At 67.8% G+C, this 16,114-nt stretch carries 16 protein-coding genes; 12 read left to right on the plus strand and 4 right to left on the minus strand.

Translation table 11 applies throughout. The annotated features are described in order from the left end of the window. Window positions 1-7 precede the first annotated feature (7 nt). Window positions 8-1,018, plus strand: coding sequence for an NAD(P)H-dependent glycerol-3-phosphate dehydrogenase (locus tag MP11Mi_RS13005; protein WP_420039329.1), 1,011 nt, complete (start codon window positions 8-10; stop codon window positions 1,016-1,018). A 17-nt stretch (window positions 1,019-1,035) separates the two neighbouring features. On the opposite strand, the gene MP11Mi_RS13010 is transcribed toward MP11Mi_RS13005, so the two are convergent. Next, on the minus strand, window positions 1,036-1,593 hold the full coding sequence (locus tag MP11Mi_RS13010) for a DUF3515 domain-containing protein (RefSeq protein WP_420039330.1): 558 nt from the start codon (window positions 1,591-1,593) through the stop codon (window positions 1,036-1,038). A 57-nt stretch (window positions 1,594-1,650) separates the two neighbouring features. On the opposite strand from MP11Mi_RS13010, the gene thiL reads away from it, so the two are divergent. From thiL to MP11Mi_RS13025, 3 genes are read left to right on the plus strand one after another with little or no spacing between them, the layout of a single operon-like run. After that, complete coding sequence (thiL, locus tag MP11Mi_RS13015; RefSeq protein WP_420039331.1) at window positions 1,651-2,619, plus strand: thiamine-phosphate kinase; 969 nt, start codon at window positions 1,651-1,653, stop codon at window positions 2,617-2,619. Between the two features lie 32 nt (window positions 2,620-2,651). Then, window positions 2,652-3,176 (plus strand): gamma carbonic anhydrase family protein, encoded by a 525-nt coding sequence (locus tag MP11Mi_RS13020; protein WP_420039332.1) that lies wholly within the window; start codon window positions 2,652-2,654, stop codon window positions 3,174-3,176. Then, entirely contained in the window at window positions 3,173-3,850 is a 678-nt protein-coding gene (locus MP11Mi_RS13025) for a uracil-DNA glycosylase (protein WP_420039333.1), read from the plus strand. The genes MP11Mi_RS13020 and MP11Mi_RS13025 overlap by 4 nt, the downstream gene beginning before the upstream one ends. Before the next feature lie 7 nt (window positions 3,851-3,857). On the opposite strand, the gene MP11Mi_RS13030 is transcribed toward MP11Mi_RS13025, so the two are convergent. Then, on the minus strand, window positions 3,858-4,649 hold the full coding sequence (locus MP11Mi_RS13030; RefSeq protein ID WP_420039334.1) for an enoyl-CoA hydratase/isomerase family protein: 792 nt from the start codon (window positions 4,647-4,649) through the stop codon (window positions 3,858-3,860). A gap of 107 nt (window positions 4,650-4,756) precedes the next feature. Beyond that, on the minus strand, window positions 4,757-4,945 hold the full coding sequence (gene rpmB, locus MP11Mi_RS13035) for a 50S ribosomal protein L28 (RefSeq protein ID WP_420039335.1): 189 nt from the start codon (window positions 4,943-4,945) through the stop codon (window positions 4,757-4,759). Between the two features lie 202 nt (window positions 4,946-5,147). Between rpmB and MP11Mi_RS13040 the strand changes: the two genes are divergently transcribed. The 3 genes from MP11Mi_RS13040 to MP11Mi_RS13050 are packed head-to-tail and all read left to right on the plus strand — an operon-like array spanning window position 5,148 to window position 9,851. Next, window positions 5,148-6,791, plus strand: coding sequence for a DAK2 domain-containing protein (locus MP11Mi_RS13040; RefSeq protein WP_420039336.1), 1,644 nt, complete (start codon window positions 5,148-5,150; stop codon window positions 6,789-6,791). Continuing rightward, complete coding sequence (gene recG, locus MP11Mi_RS13045) at window positions 6,791-9,061, plus strand: ATP-dependent DNA helicase RecG (RefSeq protein ID WP_420042094.1); 2,271 nt, start codon at window positions 6,791-6,793, stop codon at window positions 9,059-9,061. Before MP11Mi_RS13040 ends, recG begins: the two co-directional genes overlap by 1 nt. Before the next feature lie 28 nt (window positions 9,062-9,089). Further along, the gene (locus MP11Mi_RS13050; RefSeq protein WP_420712788.1) at window positions 9,090-9,851 is read left to right on the plus strand and encodes an HNH endonuclease family protein; all 762 of its coding nucleotides are present in this window, start codon (window positions 9,090-9,092) and stop codon (window positions 9,849-9,851) included. 11 nt (window positions 9,852-9,862) lie between these two features. Here MP11Mi_RS13050 and MP11Mi_RS13055 read toward each other — a convergent pair whose 3' ends face one another. Next, a complete protein-coding gene (locus MP11Mi_RS13055) occupies window positions 9,863-10,504 on the minus strand; it encodes a DUF305 domain-containing protein (protein WP_420712789.1) in 642 nt (213 codons plus the stop codon). 123 nt (window positions 10,505-10,627) lie between these two features. Here MP11Mi_RS13055 and MP11Mi_RS13060 point away from each other — a divergent pair, with 123 nt between their 5' ends. Genes MP11Mi_RS13060 through MP11Mi_RS13080 form a run of 5 tightly spaced genes read left to right on the plus strand, consistent with a single transcriptional unit; the run spans window position 10,628 to window position 16,104 of the window. Then, the gene (locus MP11Mi_RS13060) at window positions 10,628-11,377 is read left to right on the plus strand and encodes a response regulator (protein ID WP_420712790.1); all 750 of its coding nucleotides are present in this window, start codon (window positions 10,628-10,630) and stop codon (window positions 11,375-11,377) included. Further along, window positions 11,374-12,519: a sensor histidine kinase gene (locus tag MP11Mi_RS13065; protein ID WP_420039338.1), complete on the plus strand. Its 1,146-nt coding sequence runs from the start codon at window positions 11,374-11,376 to the stop codon at window positions 12,517-12,519. Before MP11Mi_RS13060 ends, MP11Mi_RS13065 begins: the two co-directional genes overlap by 4 nt. Next, window positions 12,516-13,775: a glutamate-5-semialdehyde dehydrogenase gene (locus MP11Mi_RS13070; RefSeq protein WP_420039339.1), complete on the plus strand. Its 1,260-nt coding sequence runs from the start codon at window positions 12,516-12,518 to the stop codon at window positions 13,773-13,775. Before MP11Mi_RS13065 ends, MP11Mi_RS13070 begins: the two co-directional genes overlap by 4 nt. Then, window positions 13,772-14,695 (plus strand): AAA family ATPase, encoded by a 924-nt coding sequence (locus tag MP11Mi_RS13075; RefSeq protein ID WP_420039340.1) that lies wholly within the window; start codon window positions 13,772-13,774, stop codon window positions 14,693-14,695. Before MP11Mi_RS13070 ends, MP11Mi_RS13075 begins: the two co-directional genes overlap by 4 nt. A gap of 5 nt (window positions 14,696-14,700) precedes the next feature. Next, complete coding sequence (locus MP11Mi_RS13080; RefSeq protein ID WP_420039341.1) at window positions 14,701-16,104, plus strand: vWA domain-containing protein; 1,404 nt, start codon at window positions 14,701-14,703, stop codon at window positions 16,102-16,104. The last annotated feature ends 10 nt before the right edge of the window (window positions 16,105-16,114 follow it).

Consider the following 16,114-nt stretch of genomic DNA (forward strand, 5'->3'; position numbering starts at 1 on the left):
GTTGCGTGTGCGTGCAGTGGTGATGGGATCTGGCTCGTGGGGAACCGCGGTGGCGAAGGTCTTGGCGGACGCCGGGAACGACGTCGTGATGTGGGCTCGCCGACCCGAGTTGGCCGAGCAGATCAACACCGGCCACGTGAACGGCGACTATCTGCCCGGTATCGAACTGCCGCACTCGCTGCGAGCGGTCAGTTCACCGACGGAAGCGCTCGCCGGGCGCGAACTCGTCGTGTGCGCTGTCCCATCGCAGTCGTTGCGGGACAACCTGTCCCAGTGGCTCGACGACCTGCCGTCCGAAGCGATTCTGCTGTCGCTGGCCAAAGGCGTCGAGGTCAGCAGCGGCAAACGAATGAGCGAAGTGATCGCCGAGGTGACCGAGTTTCCGGCTGAGCAGATCGCGGTCCTCTCCGGTCCGAACCTGGCGCGGGAGGTCGCGCAGGGCCAGCCAGCCGCCACTGTCATCGCCTGCGCCGACGAAGACCAGGCCAAGCGGGTGCAGGCGGCCTTCGCGACCGGCTACTTTCGGCCCTACACCAACACCGATGTCGTCGGATGCGAGATCGGCGGGGCGGCCAAGAATGTCATCGCGTTAGCGTGCGGCGTCGCGTCGGGCCTCGGATACGGCGAGAACACATTGGCGACGATCATCACGCGCGGGCTCGCTGAGACCATTCGGCTCGGCGTCGCACTCGGCGCCGACATCACGACGCTCGCAGGCCTCGCCGGAGTCGGCGACCTCGTCGCGACCTGCTCGTCGCCCCTGTCGCGCAACCGAACGTTCGGCGCCCGACTCGGTGAAGGCGCGAACCTCGAGGAAGCGCAGGCCGCGACCAACGGCCAGGTCGCCGAGGGGGTGAAGTCGTGCCGGTCAGTGCGCGCCCTCGCGAAGGCACACGGTGTGGAGATGCCGCTAACCGAAGCGGTCTACCTGCTCTGCCACGAGGGAATGAGCGTTCAGGACATGGTGACGAACCTCCTGGGGCGCTCCACCAAACCCGAGGTATACGGACCCGCTTAACCCCCGTGGGAGTCGGTCTACTTTCCGAAGTCCAGCGGCGCGCGGGTCAGCTTTTGCGCGACCAGCGTCGAGACATCGGTGATCGGCGCGTTTCCGGACCCGGACGGCAGCCACATCGCCACATACGGGCGGTGGTCGACACTGACGTACGCCTGCCCGCGGCCCTCGACGCTATCGGTCATGAACCACTGGATCGCGTCGATCACTTGCAGCCCGCTCGTCGGGGCGAGCTCGTCCGGGCGTGCCACACCGCAGCGGACGACGATCGGGTCGGAGCCGTCCATGCTCCAGCGCACCGTGGTGCCGTCGACGGACTTCCCGTCGTAGTCGCCGAGCGTCTCGGGCAGCGCGTCGAGGAAAGCCGGGCACTTGTCCGCGTCGTCGCCCTGTGCCGTCGAATACTCGTCGACGGGGATCGGTCCGGAGTCGGGCCGAGTCGAGAACTTGAAGGCCGCGAAGGCGATGAACACGCCGATCACCACCACCGGGACGGCGACCAGGGTCGCAATGAGCGCGGGGCTCAACGGTGAGCGCTGATCCTTGTCCGGAGTTTCGGCTCCTGAGGTGTCGGCCATGGTTGTCAGGATAGCCAGCGCCGCTGTGTGACCCGGCTCGCCAGTAGGATCGGGCCGGTGCAGACAGTGAGTGAGATCGGTGAACGGCGCCTGATCGCGATGTTCACCGAGGCGGCGGCATCGACCGGCGACGACGTGGTGATCGGTTCGGGCGACGACGCCGCGGTCTTCACCGCGCACGGCCCGGTGGTGGTCAGCACTGACACCGCAGTCGGGGGGCGACACTTCCGGTTCGATTGGTCCTCGCCCGAGCAGATCGGTGCCCGCGCAGTGGTGCAGAGCGCCGCCGACATCGCGGCGATGGGCGGCCGCCTTACCGGCGTCACCGTCTCGCTCGGCTGCCCGTCGGAGACACCGGTCGATCGGCTGCTCGCCGTCAATTCAGGCATCGTCGACCAGACGCACACCTACGGCGCACGCGTCCTCGGCGGCGATCTCGTGTCGTCGCCGACCGTCGTCATCACGGTCACCTCGATCGGGGTGCTCGACGACGTCGCACCGGTCACGTTGTCCGGTGCGGGCGCGGGCGAGGTCCTGGCCGTGAGTGGACCGCTCGGCGGCGCGGCGGGCGGCCTCGCCGTGCTTTCGGCGGTCGAGCACGGGGCGGATCCTGCTCTCCTCGAACGACATCCGGTGGCTTTGGCAGCCTATCGGCTGCCGCAGCCGGATTTGGGCGCCGGTCCGCGCGCCGCTGTCGCGGGCGCGACGGCGATGACCGACGTGTCCGACGGTCTCGTGGAAGAACTGGTGACATTGGCAGCGTCGTCGAACGTGCGGCTGGACGTCGAATCGGTGTTGGTGCCCCGCGTCGCAGGGCTCGACGCGGTCGGCGACGATCTCGCTGTCGACCCGGTGCGCTGGGCGCTCGGCGGAGGCGAGGACCACGTCCTACTGGCGGTGTTCCCCGCAGGAACGCTGCCCGCGGACTGGACGCGTATCGGGGTCGTGTCGGTAGGCGACGGCGCGTTCGTCGACGACGAGCCCGTGGGCTCGATCCGCGGCTGGCAGTCATTCACCCAGACGTGATCGCTGGGGCGCGCCAGTGATTAGATGCATGCATGGCTGTCTATGCGCTCGGCGATCGTGAGCCGACCCTTGGTGACGACGTGTTCATCCATCCCGACGCGACGGTGATCGGCGCCGTCACGTTGGGCGACGGAGTCTCGGTGTGGCCGGGCGCTGTCCTCCGCGGCGACTACGGAACCATCACGGTCGGCGCGCGCACCAATATCCAGGACGGCACCGTCGTGCACTGCACGTTCACCGAGCCGACCGTGATCGGTGCAGGCTGCGTCGTCGGCCACAACGCGCACATCGAGGGAGCCGAGATCGGTGACGAGTGTCTGATCGCCTCCGGGTCGGTGGTGTTGAATGGGTCGACGGTCGGTTCCGGTTCGATCATCGGCGCGGGCGCGGTCCTCGCGTACGGCTCGACGGTGCCTGAGCGGTCGATGGCGCTCGGCGTGCCCGCGAAGGTTCGCGACGGCCACGTCGTCCCGGAAGGTCACCTGGCGGCGAACACCGACCTGTACTACCAGAACGCCCAGTTCTACCGGGCCAACCTGCGCAGGATCGACGGATGAGCCCCAAGCCACTCGATGAACTGGTCGATCCCGGGTGGGCGCAGGCGTTGGCGCCCGTCGGCGAGCAGATCGCCGCAATGGGCGAGTTCCTGCGTGCCGAGAACGAGGCGGGCCGCCGATACTTGCCCGCGGGTGCGAACGTGCTGCGGGCATTCAGCCAGCCGTTCGACGAGGTCCGGGTACTCATCGTCGGACAGGATCCGTATCCGACGCCGGGGCACGCCGTCGGCTTGAGCTTCTCCGTTGCGCCCGACGTGCGACCGGTGCCGCGGTCTCTGCAGAACATTTACACCGAGTATTGCGACGATCTCGGGCATCCTCGGCCGTCGACCGGCGACCTCACCCCGTGGGCTCAGCAGGGTGTCCTACTGTTGAACCGGGTCCTCACGGTGATGCCTGGCGAACCCGCATCACACCGCAGCAAAGGCTGGGAGATCGTCACCGAGTGCGCGATCAAAGCGCTCGCCGCCCGCGACGAGCCGCTCGTCGCGATCTTGTGGGGCAACGACGCGCGCAAGCTCGCCGAATGGATGCCCGACGTGCCGACCATCGAGTCGGTGCACCCGTCGCCGCTGTCCGCGTCGCGCGGCTTCTTCGGATCGAAGCCATTCAGCCGTGCGAACGAGGAACTGCTCGACCTCGGTGGGGAACCGGTCGACTGGCTGCTGCCATAAACGGGCGTTAGCGCACCGAACCGAAGTCGGGTGCGCGTTTGGCGATGAACGCGTCGACGCCTTCGACGCCCTCGGCCGAAGCCGACAGCGCGGAGATCGACTTCGCTTCAGCGGTCAGATGGTCGGTGAGCGTCCGGTCGGCGGAGTCGCGGACGAGGCGGCGGATCGCAGCCATCGAGCCGCGCGGCCCGGCGGCGAGGCGCGCCGCCGCGGCGTGAGCGGTGTCGATGACCGCATCGTCGTCGACGACGTCGGCGAGGAGCCCGAGGTCGAGCGCGCGCTGGGCGTCGATGATCTGGTCGGTCATGATGAGGTGCCGGGCACGCGCCGGGCCTACCGCCCGCGGAAGCGTCCACGACATGCCGCCGTCGGGTGATAAGCCGATGCCCGGGTACGCCGGACGCAGCCTGGTCTTGGTTCCGCCGATCGCGACATCGGCGTGCAGCACCATGCTCATACCGGCGCCCGCGGCCCACCCGGTGACCGCCGCGACGACCGGCAGCCCCGTCTCGTACAGCAGGCCAATCATCTGGTGGAGGTCGTCGGCGAGGCCGCGTAGATATTCGGCGCGGTCGTCCGCCGCCGCGAAGGCGCCGACATTCCCTCCTGCGCAGAAATTCTTGCCGGTCGATGCGAGCAGGATCGCGCCCGCGTCGACCTCTCCGCGCGTCACCCGACCGAGTTCGGCGACAGCGGCGAGCACCAGGGCGTGGTCGAGTGCAGTCCCATTGTCGGCGGTGGCAAGCGGAAGCGTGAGCACTCCGTCGTCGAGGGTGATCAAGTCACTGGGGGAAGTCATGGAAGGCAGCTTACTGAGCGGTCCGGACACGACGATCGCCGCCCGGTGAACCGGACGGCGATCGTGGAAAACTGTGTAGCGCGGTGAACCTCAGACGGTGGCGAACCTCAGACGGAGGTCTTGCCTGCCTTCAAGCAGGAGGTGCACACGTTCTTGCGCTTCTTGTTGCCCGGGGCGACCTCGACACGCACAGACTGGATGTTCGGGTTCCAGCGGCGGTTGGTGCGCCGGTGCGAGTGCGAAACCGACTTACCGAATCCGGGGCCCTTGCCGCAAACGTCACAAACGGCAGCCATAGCGAACTCCCTTGGTAGATAATGGTCTGGTCTCTTCGCCCACACGGCGCGTAAGCGATCACGCAGCCGGAGTAGGCAACCCGACAAGAGTAACCCGCGATCGGGTCCCAGCCAAATCCTGGCTGTCCGGTCGAGTGAGCTGCATCGGTGTCCGGCGGCACCGGTAACCTCGGACACGACTCTACGTTTCGGGGGTGGACTAATGGCCTACGGCGGTACCGCGGTCAATCCGCAGTTCATTCGCGATTGGGCGGCCGCGTGCGCGGACGGCCTCGCGGTCTCACGCGGTGAGATCAACGATTTGAACGTCTTCCCGATCCCCGACTCGGACACCGGAAGCAACATGGCGAACACCATGGCCGGTGCGGTCACCGCGCTCGACGGCGTCGACGTGGACGCTGATCTGCAGACGGTCACCCGCGCGCTCGCCGACGCCGCTGTCATGAGTGCGCGAGGCAATTCCGGGATCATTCTCGCCCAGTTGTTCGTCGGGCTCGCCGACGCCGCCGACCTCGCTGTCGCCGAGAACGATCTCGGATTCAACCGGCTGTGCATCAACGGGCTCCGGTTGGCCGCGCTGTCGGCTCGACGCGCCGTCGCCGAACCCAAAGAGGGGACCGTCCTGACATTGCTGACCGTCGCCGCGCAGGCGGCGTCGGAGAACGCGGCGCGCCCGCCAGCCGATCTCGTCCGCGCGGTCGCGGAGAACTCGGCCGAAGCGCTCGATCTCACGACCGCTCAGCTGCCCGAACTGGCGAAGGCAGGCGTTGTCGACGCGGGTGCCCGCGGGTTTCTGGTGCTCGCCGACGCACTCGTGTCGGTCGTCACCGGTGTCGCCAACAAGCGCCGCGCATATCGTGGTTCGCTGAGTGGCCCGGGCGGGCTGCAGGTCGGCGACTGTTCGGCAGACGGCGACACCGACTTCGAGGTCATGTACCTCCTTGACGGGGCGGACGCCGCGCTGATCGCCGGACTGCGCGACCGCCTCGGTGAGCTCGGGGATTCCGTCGTCATCGTCGGCGACAGCTCGGCGGGGTCCGAGCAGTTCTCCGTCCACGTCCACACCGATGAGCCGGGGGCCGCCGTCGAAGCAGGCCTTGCGCTCGGCACGGTCCGCGACATCCGGATCAGTTGTTTCATGCTCGACGCTTACCGGGCCACGCCCGGCGCGAACGAGCCGCCGCCCCGATTCAAGCGGGCCGTGGTGGTCCTCGTCCGGGGCGACGGCGCGGAAGAACTGTTCACCGCGGCCGGCGCATCCGTCGTGCGCGCCGACCACGGCGTCCACCCGTCGACGCTCGGTGAAGCGATCCGAGCGACCGACAGCGCGCATGTCGTCGTCATGGGCAACGGGATGATGTCGTCGCAGGACCTCGTCACCGTCGGCGCGCACGCCCGGTCGACGCAGCGATCGGTGGTGTTCCTGCCGACGATGTCGATGGTGCAGTGCCTGTCGGCACTCGCCGTCCATGATCCCGGCGAAGAACCCGATGTCGACGCGTTCGCGATGGCCGAAGCCGCCGCGGCCACCCGGTGGGGTTCGCTCGTCCGGTCGACGTCGAAGATCATGACCCTCGCGGGCACCGCCGAGATCGGCGACACCCTCGGCCTCATCGGCTCCGACGTCCTCGTCATCGCGAAGGAACAGGCACAGGCGGCGACCGCACTCCTCGACCTGATGCTCTCGACCGGCGGCGAGATGGTGACCGTCCTCGCGGGCTCCGACCTCGCCGACGACGCGCGGATAGCGATCGAAGGGCACATCCGCGCCCACTATCAGGGCATCGAGCTGGAGGTGCACGAGGCGGGCCAGACCTCGCATCTGTTGCAGGTGGGGGTCGAATGATGTTGACGACGGCGGCACCGCTCACCGACTCGTCGATCGACCCGAAACTCGTCACGAAACTCGCGGGCCTCGAACTGACGACTGTCGGCGAACTCCTCCGCTACGTCCCGCGCCGCTACATCCGGCAAGGCCAGGTGTCGGCGACCGAACGCCCCGAACCCGACGAGTGGATCACCGTGATCGGGCGCATCGAAAAGTCGCAGATGATCGCGATGAAGCGGCGGCACGGCAAGTTCCTCAAGATCGTCGTCAACGACGGACACAACCGCTACGAGGCGAGCTTCTTTAACGCGAAATACATCCAACGGGTGCTCGTGTCGGGTGTGCGTGTGGCTCTCGCGGGCAAGGTCAAGTACTTCAACAACCAGATCCAGCTGTCGCACCCGGACTGGCTGGTGCTGCCCGACGACGGGATGGACGTGCACGGCACGTCGATGATGGCTGAGCTCCTCGCCGACGAACGCGGCGGTGACGACGATGTCCCGGAGACGTTGACCGGCACCGCCGACGATGTCGAACACTTCAGCCGCGCGATCATCCCGATGTACCCCGCAACTCGCGACGTCCAGACGTGGGAGATTTGGCGCGCCGTCCGGCAGGTCATCGCCGACACCGTGCCCGCGGCCGACCCGTTGACGGACGAGCAGCGGAGCACTCGAGGATTCATCACCAGCGACGAAGCGATCCGGAACGTCCACCTCCCCGAGTCGATGGACCAGGTGGAGCAGGCCAGGGACCGACTCAAGTTCGATGAGGCGCTCGCCGTGCAGACCGCACTCGCGCAACGTCGGTCCGACCTCGGCTCCGAGGTGGCGATCGGCTGCCGCCACGTGCCGGGCGGACTCGAAGACCAACTCGCCGAACGACTCCCGTTCGAGCTGACCGCTGGACAGCGGACGGTGCTGGCCGAGATCGGCGACGACCTCGCGGTCGACCACCCGATGAACCGACTGCTGCAAGGCGAAGTCGGTTCCGGTAAGACCCTGGTTTCCCTGCTGGCGATGCTCCGCGTCGTCGATAACGGTCACCAGTGTGCAATCCTCGCTCCGACCGAAGTGCTTGCCGCCCAGCATTATCGGACGGTCATGACGATGCTCGGCGACCTCGCGCGCGGCGGCGAGCTCGGTGCCGCGGACGGGGCGACCCGCGTCGGACTGCTCACCGGATCGCTCGGTACCGCCGCGAAACGGCAGACGCTACTCGACGCGGTGACCGGCGACTCCGGCATCGTGATCGGCACGCACGCACTCCTGCAAGGGCACGTCGAGTTCTTCGACCTCGGTATGGTCGTCGTCGACGAACAGCACCGTTTCGGCGTCGAACAGCGTGATGTGCTGCGCGGCAAAGGGCGCGACGACCGTCGCCCCCACTTCCTCGTCATGACGGCGACGCCCATCCCACGGACCGTGGCGATGACGACATTCGGCGACCTCGACACGTCGATGATGACCGAACTCCCGCGCGGACGGCAGCCGATCAAAACGACCGTCGTCCCGATGAGCAAGCCGATCTGGGTCAATCGGGTCTGGGAGCGGGCCAACGAGGAGATCGAGGCCGGTCGGCAGGTGTATGTGGTGTGCACCCGGATCGGCGACGAGGAGTCGAACAAAAAGGCAAGCAGGAAGAAGGCGGGCGCGAAGGCCGAGGAGAAGGAGGACGACACCGTCTCCGTTCTTCAACAGGCTCAGATGCTGGAGACCGGACCGCTCGCCGGGCGCCGAATCGCGGTGCTGCACGGTCGGATGCACCCGGACGACAAGAACGATGTGATGGATGCGTTCACCCGCGGCGAACTCGACGTGCTCGTGGCCACCACGGTCATCGAGGTCGGCGTCGACGTGCCGAACGCGACGACCATGGCGATCGTCAACGCCGAACGTTTCGGTGTGAGCCAACTGCACCAGTTGCGCGGCCGCGTCGGCCGCGGACAACATGCCGGACTGTGCCTGCTGATGACGGCGGCGCACGATTTGTCGGCGTCGGCGGAACGGTTGAAGGCTGTCGAAGCATCGAACGACGGGTTCGAGTTGGCGATGGTCGACCTTCAGCAACGCCGCGAAGGCGACGTCCTCGGTGCGCTCCAGTCGGGCGGTAAGTCGTCGCTCAGCTTCCTCTCGCTCATCGATGACGTCGAGGTGATCGCCGACGCCCGCGACCTCTCCGAGTCGATCGTCGAGGCCGACCGCGACCTCACCGACCATCCGGCCCTCGCCGACCTGGTCCGCGCGATTCTCCTGCCCTCCCGCGCGGAGTACCTGGAGAAGTCGTAGGCGGTCCCCGGAACCGCAGACTCGCCTCATGCGTCTGACCTTAGGGGGGGGCGCGATGCGGTGGAGGGATTGGCGGGCGCGTCGACGCGACGGTGCGGTGCGCTTGACCATCGGGCAGTGGGGTGTCGTCACGGTGTTCGCCGTCCTGGCGGTCGTGGTTGCGGTGGGCGTCGGTCCGCCGCGCGGAGACGCCCCGCAGGTGCCGGCCGCCCGTGTCGCGCAGGCGTCGACGGTGTTCGCGGCGCTGGAGGTGGTCCCGGTCAGGCCGCCGCACGACGCCGCTTACGATCGTGACGCGTTCGGCACGGCGTGGACCGACACCTCGGATGCGCGTGGCTCGGGCAACGGCTGCGACACCCGCAACGACATCCTGGCCCGCGACTTGGACGTGTCGGGCCAGGTGGCGATCGACTCGTGCCCGCGTGCGGTCTCGTCGGGGGTGCTGACGAGTCCGTACACGGGACGGTCAGTCGTATTCGAGCGGGGACGCTCGTCGGCCGCAGTGCAGATCGACCACGTCGTACCGCTCGCGTACGCGTGGGACATGGGGGCGAAGGACTGGCCGCGCGGGCTCCGCACCGCATTCGCGAACGATCCGGCGAATCTCGTCGCCGTCGACGGTGGCAGCAATCAGGCTAAGTCGGACGGCGAACCGGCCGTATGGATGCCGCCGCTCGACGGCTTCCGCTGCCAGTACGCGGTGCAGTTCGTCACCGTACTGGGCACGTACCACTTGCCGGTGGACGACCCGTCGCGTGTGGTCCTCGCCGCGGCGCTGGACAGGTGTTGATGTACTAGCGGTCAGCCGAGCATTTTCTTCATAGCGTCGATCTCCGTGTTCTGAGTTTCGACGATGCGGCGAGCCATTGCGACGGCGTCCGAGTTCTGGCCGGTGTCGACCTCGGTCTGCGCCATCGTCACGGCGCCTTCGTGGTGACCGATCATCTGCTGGAGGTAGAGGCGGGCGGCGTCGGCGCCGGGAGCGTTCTTGAGTTTCGCGAGGTCGGCGGCGGAGACCATGCCGTCCATGTGATGTCCGCTCATGTCGGCGTCCACTGGTGCGCCCCAGTCGCCGAGCCAGCCGGTGAGCTGTTTCACCTCGGGCGCCTGCGCGGACTTGATCGACTCGGCGAGTTCCCGGACATCGGCGGGCACCCCCTCCTTGTCAAGGAGGATGTCGCTCATCTGTACCGCTTGTCGGTGGTGGGGGATCATCATCTGAGCGAACATGACGTCGGCGTCGTTGTGCGAGCCCGGTGACTGAGTTCCGGAGGATACCGGCATCGACATGGATGTCGTCGATACATGGCCGTCATGACCGTCGTTCGTCGCATCACCCGAGTCGGAGCAGGCTCCGAGAACAGTGACGGCGGCCAGGGCACCCACTCCGGCGGCGATCGTCCGGCGGGTCATCGGGCGGGCCTTCTTCGTGCGGTCGTCCATCGGGCGGTCCTTCTCTCTAAGCGGCATCGGAAGTACCTCACCGAGTTTTCCTGGGAAACCGGCGGATTCGGCCAGACATCGCCTCAAGGTTTCCTCAAGGCGACCCAAGGCCATGATGGACTCATGAACCGTCATGGTGCCGCGGATCGTGCGGCGGGACCCGCACACAACCTACGTGCGATGGTCGTCGACGACGAACCCGATCTCGCACGCCTCGTCGCGTCGTACCTGACCCGCGACGGATTCGAGGTCACGTTGATTGGCGACGGCGCGCAGGCCGTTGACCTAGCCCGGAGCGTCGACCCCGATGTGATGGTGCTCGACCTCGGTCTGCCCGGGCTCGACGGCGTCGAAGTGTGCAGGCGCCTACGCGAGTTCTCCGACGCGTACGTGGTGATACTGACCGCGCGCGCCGACGAAGTCGACACCCTCATCGGACTGTCGGTCGGTGCCGACGACTACATGACGAAGCCGTTCAGCCCGCGCGAACTGTCTGCCCGCGTCCAAGCGCGGATCCGTCGCCCCCGCGCAGGCCTCGGCGGGCCTCAGGCGGTACGGACGGACCGCGAGACGCGCGTGTTCGGCGATCTCACGATCGATGTCGCCGCACGCGTCGTGACGGTCGCCGGTACGCAGATTCATCTGACCCGAACGGAGTTCGACGTTCTCACCGTCCTGTCGGCCGATCCCGGGGTTGTCGTCACACGCGGTGCACTCGTCGACGCCGTCTGGCGGACCGGGTGGGACGGAGCCGACCACCTCGTCGACGTCCACATCGGCCATCTGCGTCGCAAACTCGGCGACGACGCCGCCCGAGGCGACTACGTGACGACCGTTCGGGGCGTCGGCTACCGGATGGGGACCGGCCGGTGACGCGCCCGCCACGTACCAGGTTCGGCACCAGACTGTTCCTCGGGACGACGCTCGTCGTGCTCGTGTGCCTGGTGACGGCGACCGTGGTCGCCGTCGTCATCGCGCCGAGCATGTTCCACGAACACCTCCACCAGGCAGGCATCTCCGGAGACGACGGGCTGACCGACCACATCGAGATGGCGTTCCGTGGCACCCTGCTGCGCGCGTGGGCGCCCGCTGCGGCAGTCGCCGTCGTAGTGGCGATAGTCCTGAGCTGGTGGGTGGCCCGCCGCGTGGAACGGGCGGTCGGGGAACTATCGACGTCGACAAGCAGGATCGCCGCGGGCCGCTACGAGACGCGGGTCGACGCGACCGGACTCGGCCGCGAGTTCGCCGAACTCGCCGACGCGGTCAACGAACTCGCGCGACAGCTCGACGAGACCGAGACGACGCGGCGGCGGATGGTCGCCGACCTCGGGCACGAGATGCGCACCCCGATTGCGACCATCGAATCGCACCTGGAGGCCGTCGAGGACGGTGTCCGTGTCGCCGACGCGGATACGATCGGCGTCCTCCTGACGGGCACGCGACGGCTGCGCCGTCTCGCGGAGGATTTGAGTGCGGTGTCCCGAGTCCAGGAGGGCATCGATCGGATCCGGCCCGAACCGACGGGTGCGCGACGCCTCGTGGATGCGGCCGTCGCGGCCGCGGCTCCGTCGTACGACGACGCGGGGATCGCGCTGGTCGCGAGCGGAGACGATATCCCGATGACTGTCGATCCCGCCCGGATCGGCCAGGTCCTCGGCAACGTGTTCGACAACGCGCGCCGCCACACCCCGGCAGGTGGCACCGTGACCGCCACGACGGCGCAAATCGGACCGGACGTCGTGTTCACCGTTGCCGACACCGGCCGAGGGATAGCGGCCGAGCACCTGGCGCACGTCTTCGACCGGTTCTACCGCGCCGACGACGCCCGCACCCGGCGCGACGGCGGGAGTGGGATCGGCCTGACGATCGTCCGCGTCCTCGTCGAAGCGCACGGCGGATCGGTGACGGCGTCCAGCGCCGGAGTGGGCGCCGGCGCGGTGTTCACAGTGGTGCTCCCCGCCGCGGGACCGGCCGACGCCGAACCGTCGGGCCACCCCGCTAACCTGGACTCATGAGTGCACCTACCGACACCGACGTCGTCGCAGCCGTCACCGGTCTCGCGGCCGCAGCGAAGAAGGCTTCGCGAAGCCTCGCCACCCTGACCACCGCGCAGAAGGACACCGTCCTGCGCGCTGCCGCCGACGCCATCGACGCGGCCGCGGACACGATCCTCGCCGCCAACGCCGAGGACGTCGCCCGCGCGGAGGAGGTCGGGACCGAGGCCGCGCTCGTCGACCGACTTCGTCTCACCCCGGAACGCGTGGCGGGCATCACCGGCGGACTTCGTCAGGTGGCGGCGCTGCCCGATCCGGTCGGGCAGGTCGTAACGGGCAAGACCCTCCCCAACGGTCTCGACCTTCGACAGATCCGGGTGCCGCTGGGTGTCGTCGGCTTCGTCTACGAGGCGCGCCCGAACGTGACCGTCGACGGGTTCGGAATCGCGTTCAAGTCGGGCAACGCAGTGCTGCTGCGTGGGTCATCGTCGGCGGCCACTTCGAACGCGGCACTCGTCGACGTCGTGCGCGGGGTGCTGTCCGACAACGCCGTCAGCCCGGACGCCGTCGCTCTGCTGCCGAGCGAGAGCCGCGACAGTGTCACCGCGCTCATCCAGGCCCGCGGGCTGGTCGACGTGGTGATCCCGCGCGGCGGAGCCGGACTGATCTCGGCCGTGGTCCGCGACGCAACCGTCCCGACCATCGAGACCGGTACCGGCAACTGCCACGTCTACGTGCACGCCGACGCCGACGTCGACATCGCGACCCGGATCGTCCTCAACGCGAAGACCCGTCGCCCCAGTGTGTGCAACACCGTCGAGTCCGTTCTCGTCGACAAGGCGATCGCCGCCGACGCCCTCGCGCCGCTGACGTCGGCGCTGCAGGCCCAGGGCGTCGTCATCCACGGCGACGAGCCGGGCATGGAGCCGGCCACCGAAGAGGACTGGCACCGCGAATACCTGTCCCTCGACATCGCGGTGAAGGTCGTCGACGGACTAGACGAGGCGATCGCCCACATCGACACCTACGGCACCGGCCACACCGAGGCCATCGTCACCACATCGCTGCAAGCGGCGCAGGAGTTCACTGCGCGGGTCGACGCCGCCGCCGTCATGGTGAACGCGTCGACGGCGTTCACCGACGGCGAGCAGTTCGGTTTCGGCGCCGAGATCGGCATCTCGACACAGAAATTGCACGCCCGCGGACCGATGGGTCTGACCGAGCTGACCTCCACGAAATGGCTTGTGTGGGGCGACGGACAGGTGCGTCCCGCATGAGCGGCAGCGACATCGTCCCCGTGTTCACCGGCGCGGCCGACGTCGCCGCACGCCTGGCCGATACCGGGTATCTCGCCGACGGCCCGACGTCGACTACGACATTCCTCGCCGACCGGCTCGGCAAGCCGCTCCTCGTGGAAGGCCCTGCGGGGGTCGGCAAGACCGAACTGGCTCGTGCCATCGCGCAGGCGACGGGCGCCGAACTGATCCGTCTGCAGTGCTACGAGGGCATCGATGAGGCGCGCGCGCTCTACGAGTGGAATCACGCTAAGCAGATCCTGGCGATTCAAGCCGCCGGAAGTCGTAACTGGGACGCCACGAAGAACGACATCTTCTCCGAGGAGTTCCTACTCGCGCGGCCTCTGCTGACCGCGATCTCACGGACCGAGCCGACCGTCTTGCTCATCGACGAGATCGACAAGGCCGACGTCGACATCGAGGGTCTGCTCTTGGAGGTGCTCAGCGATTTCGCGATCACCATCCCGGAGATGGGGACCGTTGCGGCCGCACGCCGTCCCATCGTGCTGCTCACCTCGAATGCGAACCGCGAACTGTCGGAAGCGTTGAAGCGTCGGTGCCTATATCTGTACATCGACTTCCCGGACGCGAACCTCGAACGTGAGATCCTGGCCTCACGAGTCCCGGAGCTGCCGGAGAAGGTCGCCGAGGAACTCGTGCGGGTCGTCGGCGTGCTGCGCGGACTCGACATCAAGAAGAAGCCGTCGGTCGCCGAGACCATCGACTGGGGCAACACACTCCTCGCGATGACCGCGGGGAACGGCGCGAACAGCGAAGAGTCGGCGCTGGAGGCCATCAAGGGCGGACGGCTCGACGAATCGCTGATCGCCAAGACGCTCGGGGTCGTGCTCAAGCATCGTCCCGACGTGACGACGGCGATCCGCGAACTGAAGCTGGGCTGACGCGTATGGGCGCCGAGGCGGTCGTCGACACGCTGACGGGATTCGTCGAGGATCTGCGCGGGCGGGGCATCACCGTCGGGCCGTCGAACCTGATCGACGCGGGACAGGCCATGACCGTCCTCGACCTGCTCGACCGTGAGTCGCTGCGCGAAGGACTCGCGGCGACCCTGTTGTCCGACCACAACCACCGCGACACGTTCGACCTGTGTTTCGAACTCTGGTTCCCGCTCGGCAATGCGGCGCGACTGGAAGCGTTCGAGATGCCGAGCGACGAGGATGGCGGCGTCGACGTCGAGGCACTGCGTGAAGCGGTCGTCGACGTCCTCGCCGACCCGGAGGCGATGGTCGACGGACGTTTCGACCAGTTGGTGGCGGCGATCGTCGCCGAGATGGGGCGATACGAGTCGGCGCGCGGCGAATCGTATTCGGTGTATCAGGCCATGTCGCAGATCTCGCCGCAGACGTTGATCGCGCGGATCGCCGCCGCGATGGCTGGCGGCCAAGAGGGCGACGGTGAACGGGCGGGCACCGACGCCCTCAACCGGCAGGCCGCCCGCGGCGCGACCGACCGGTTGCGCGAGGCCGTCACTACCGAGACGCAGCGTCGCATGGCGGACGTCCGCGGACGGGACGCGGTGTCCTCGTACGCGGTGCCGAAGCTGCCCGAGAACATTGACTTCTTCTCGGCGAACGCGCAGGACATGGTCAAGATGCGGCGCACCATCGACCCGATCGCGCGGCTGCTCGCGTCGAAACTGGAGTTCCGGCGCCGCCGCAACAAGCACGCGGCCGTGGACGTGCGCGCCACCCTCCGCGCTTCGATGTCGACCGGCGGTGTGCCGATCGACCTGCGTCGCCGTAAACCACGGCCGGGTAAACCCGAACTGATCGTCATCTGCGATGTCTCCGGTTCGGTCGCCGGGTTCAGTCAGTTCACCTTGCAACTCGTGTACGCGCTGCGCCAGCAGTTCTCCAATGTGCGAGTGTTCGCGTTCGTCGACACGGTCGACGAGGTGACCGACTTCTTCGCCCACAGAAACGACGACACGCAGTTCGGTGCCCGGATGACCGAGATGTTGTCCACGGCGCGGATCAGCACCCGCGACGGGCACTCCGACTACGGGCACATGCTGAAAGGGTTCGCGCAGACGTATCTGGACTCGTTGACCCACCGCAGCGCGCTGCTCATCCTCGGTGACGCCCGCAACAACTTCCGGCCGGCGCACGCCGATTCGCTGGCGAAGATCCGCGAACGAGTCCGCAACGCGTACTGGCTCAACCCGGAACGTAAGCAGGCGTGGGATTCGGGCGACTCGTCGGCGAGCGTCTACGCTGCCGAAGTCGACATGTTCGAATGCCGCAACGCCGATCAACTCGGGCGCGTGATCGCCGACCTGCTGCCGGTGTGAGGCTGCTACC

The organism is Gordonia abscondita, from assembly GCF_032711245.1.
Lineage (GTDB): Bacteria > Actinomycetota > Actinomycetes > Mycobacteriales > Mycobacteriaceae > Gordonia.

Bases quoted from the DNA above. Each gene is read 5' to 3' on its own strand.
- MP11Mi_RS13010 (WP_420039330.1), bottom strand. From the start codon at position 1,593: ATGGCCGACACCTCAGGAGCCGAAACTCCGGACAAGGATCAGCGCTCA.
- MP11Mi_RS13020 (WP_420039332.1), top strand. From the start codon at position 2,652: ATGGCTGTCTATGCGCTCGGCGATCGTGAGCCGACCCTTGGTGACGAC.
- MP11Mi_RS13025 (WP_420039333.1), top strand. From the start codon at position 3,173: ATGAGCCCCAAGCCACTCGATGAACTGGTCGATCCCGGGTGGGCGCAG.
- MP11Mi_RS13030 (WP_420039334.1), bottom strand. From the start codon at position 4,649: ATGACTTCCCCCAGTGACTTGATCACCCTCGACGACGGAGTGCTCACG.
- rpmB (WP_420039335.1), bottom strand. From the start codon at position 4,945: ATGGCTGCCGTTTGTGACGTTTGCGGCAAGGGCCCCGGATTCGGTAAG.
- MP11Mi_RS13040 (WP_420039336.1), top strand. From the start codon at position 5,148: ATGGCCTACGGCGGTACCGCGGTCAATCCGCAGTTCATTCGCGATTGG.
- recG (WP_420042094.1), top strand. From the start codon at position 6,791: ATGTTGACGACGGCGGCACCGCTCACCGACTCGTCGATCGACCCGAAA.
- MP11Mi_RS13050 (WP_420712788.1), top strand. From the start codon at position 9,090: ATGCGTCTGACCTTAGGGGGGGGCGCGATGCGGTGGAGGGATTGGCGG.
- MP11Mi_RS13055 (WP_420712789.1), bottom strand. From the start codon at position 10,504: ATGGACGACCGCACGAAGAAGGCCCGCCCGATGACCCGCCGGACGATC.
- MP11Mi_RS13060 (WP_420712790.1), top strand. From the start codon at position 10,628: ATGAACCGTCATGGTGCCGCGGATCGTGCGGCGGGACCCGCACACAAC.
- MP11Mi_RS13070 (WP_420039339.1), top strand. From the start codon at position 12,516: ATGAGTGCACCTACCGACACCGACGTCGTCGCAGCCGTCACCGGTCTC.
- MP11Mi_RS13075 (WP_420039340.1), top strand. From the start codon at position 13,772: ATGAGCGGCAGCGACATCGTCCCCGTGTTCACCGGCGCGGCCGACGTC.
- MP11Mi_RS13080 (WP_420039341.1), top strand. From the start codon at position 14,701: ATGGGCGCCGAGGCGGTCGTCGACACGCTGACGGGATTCGTCGAGGAT.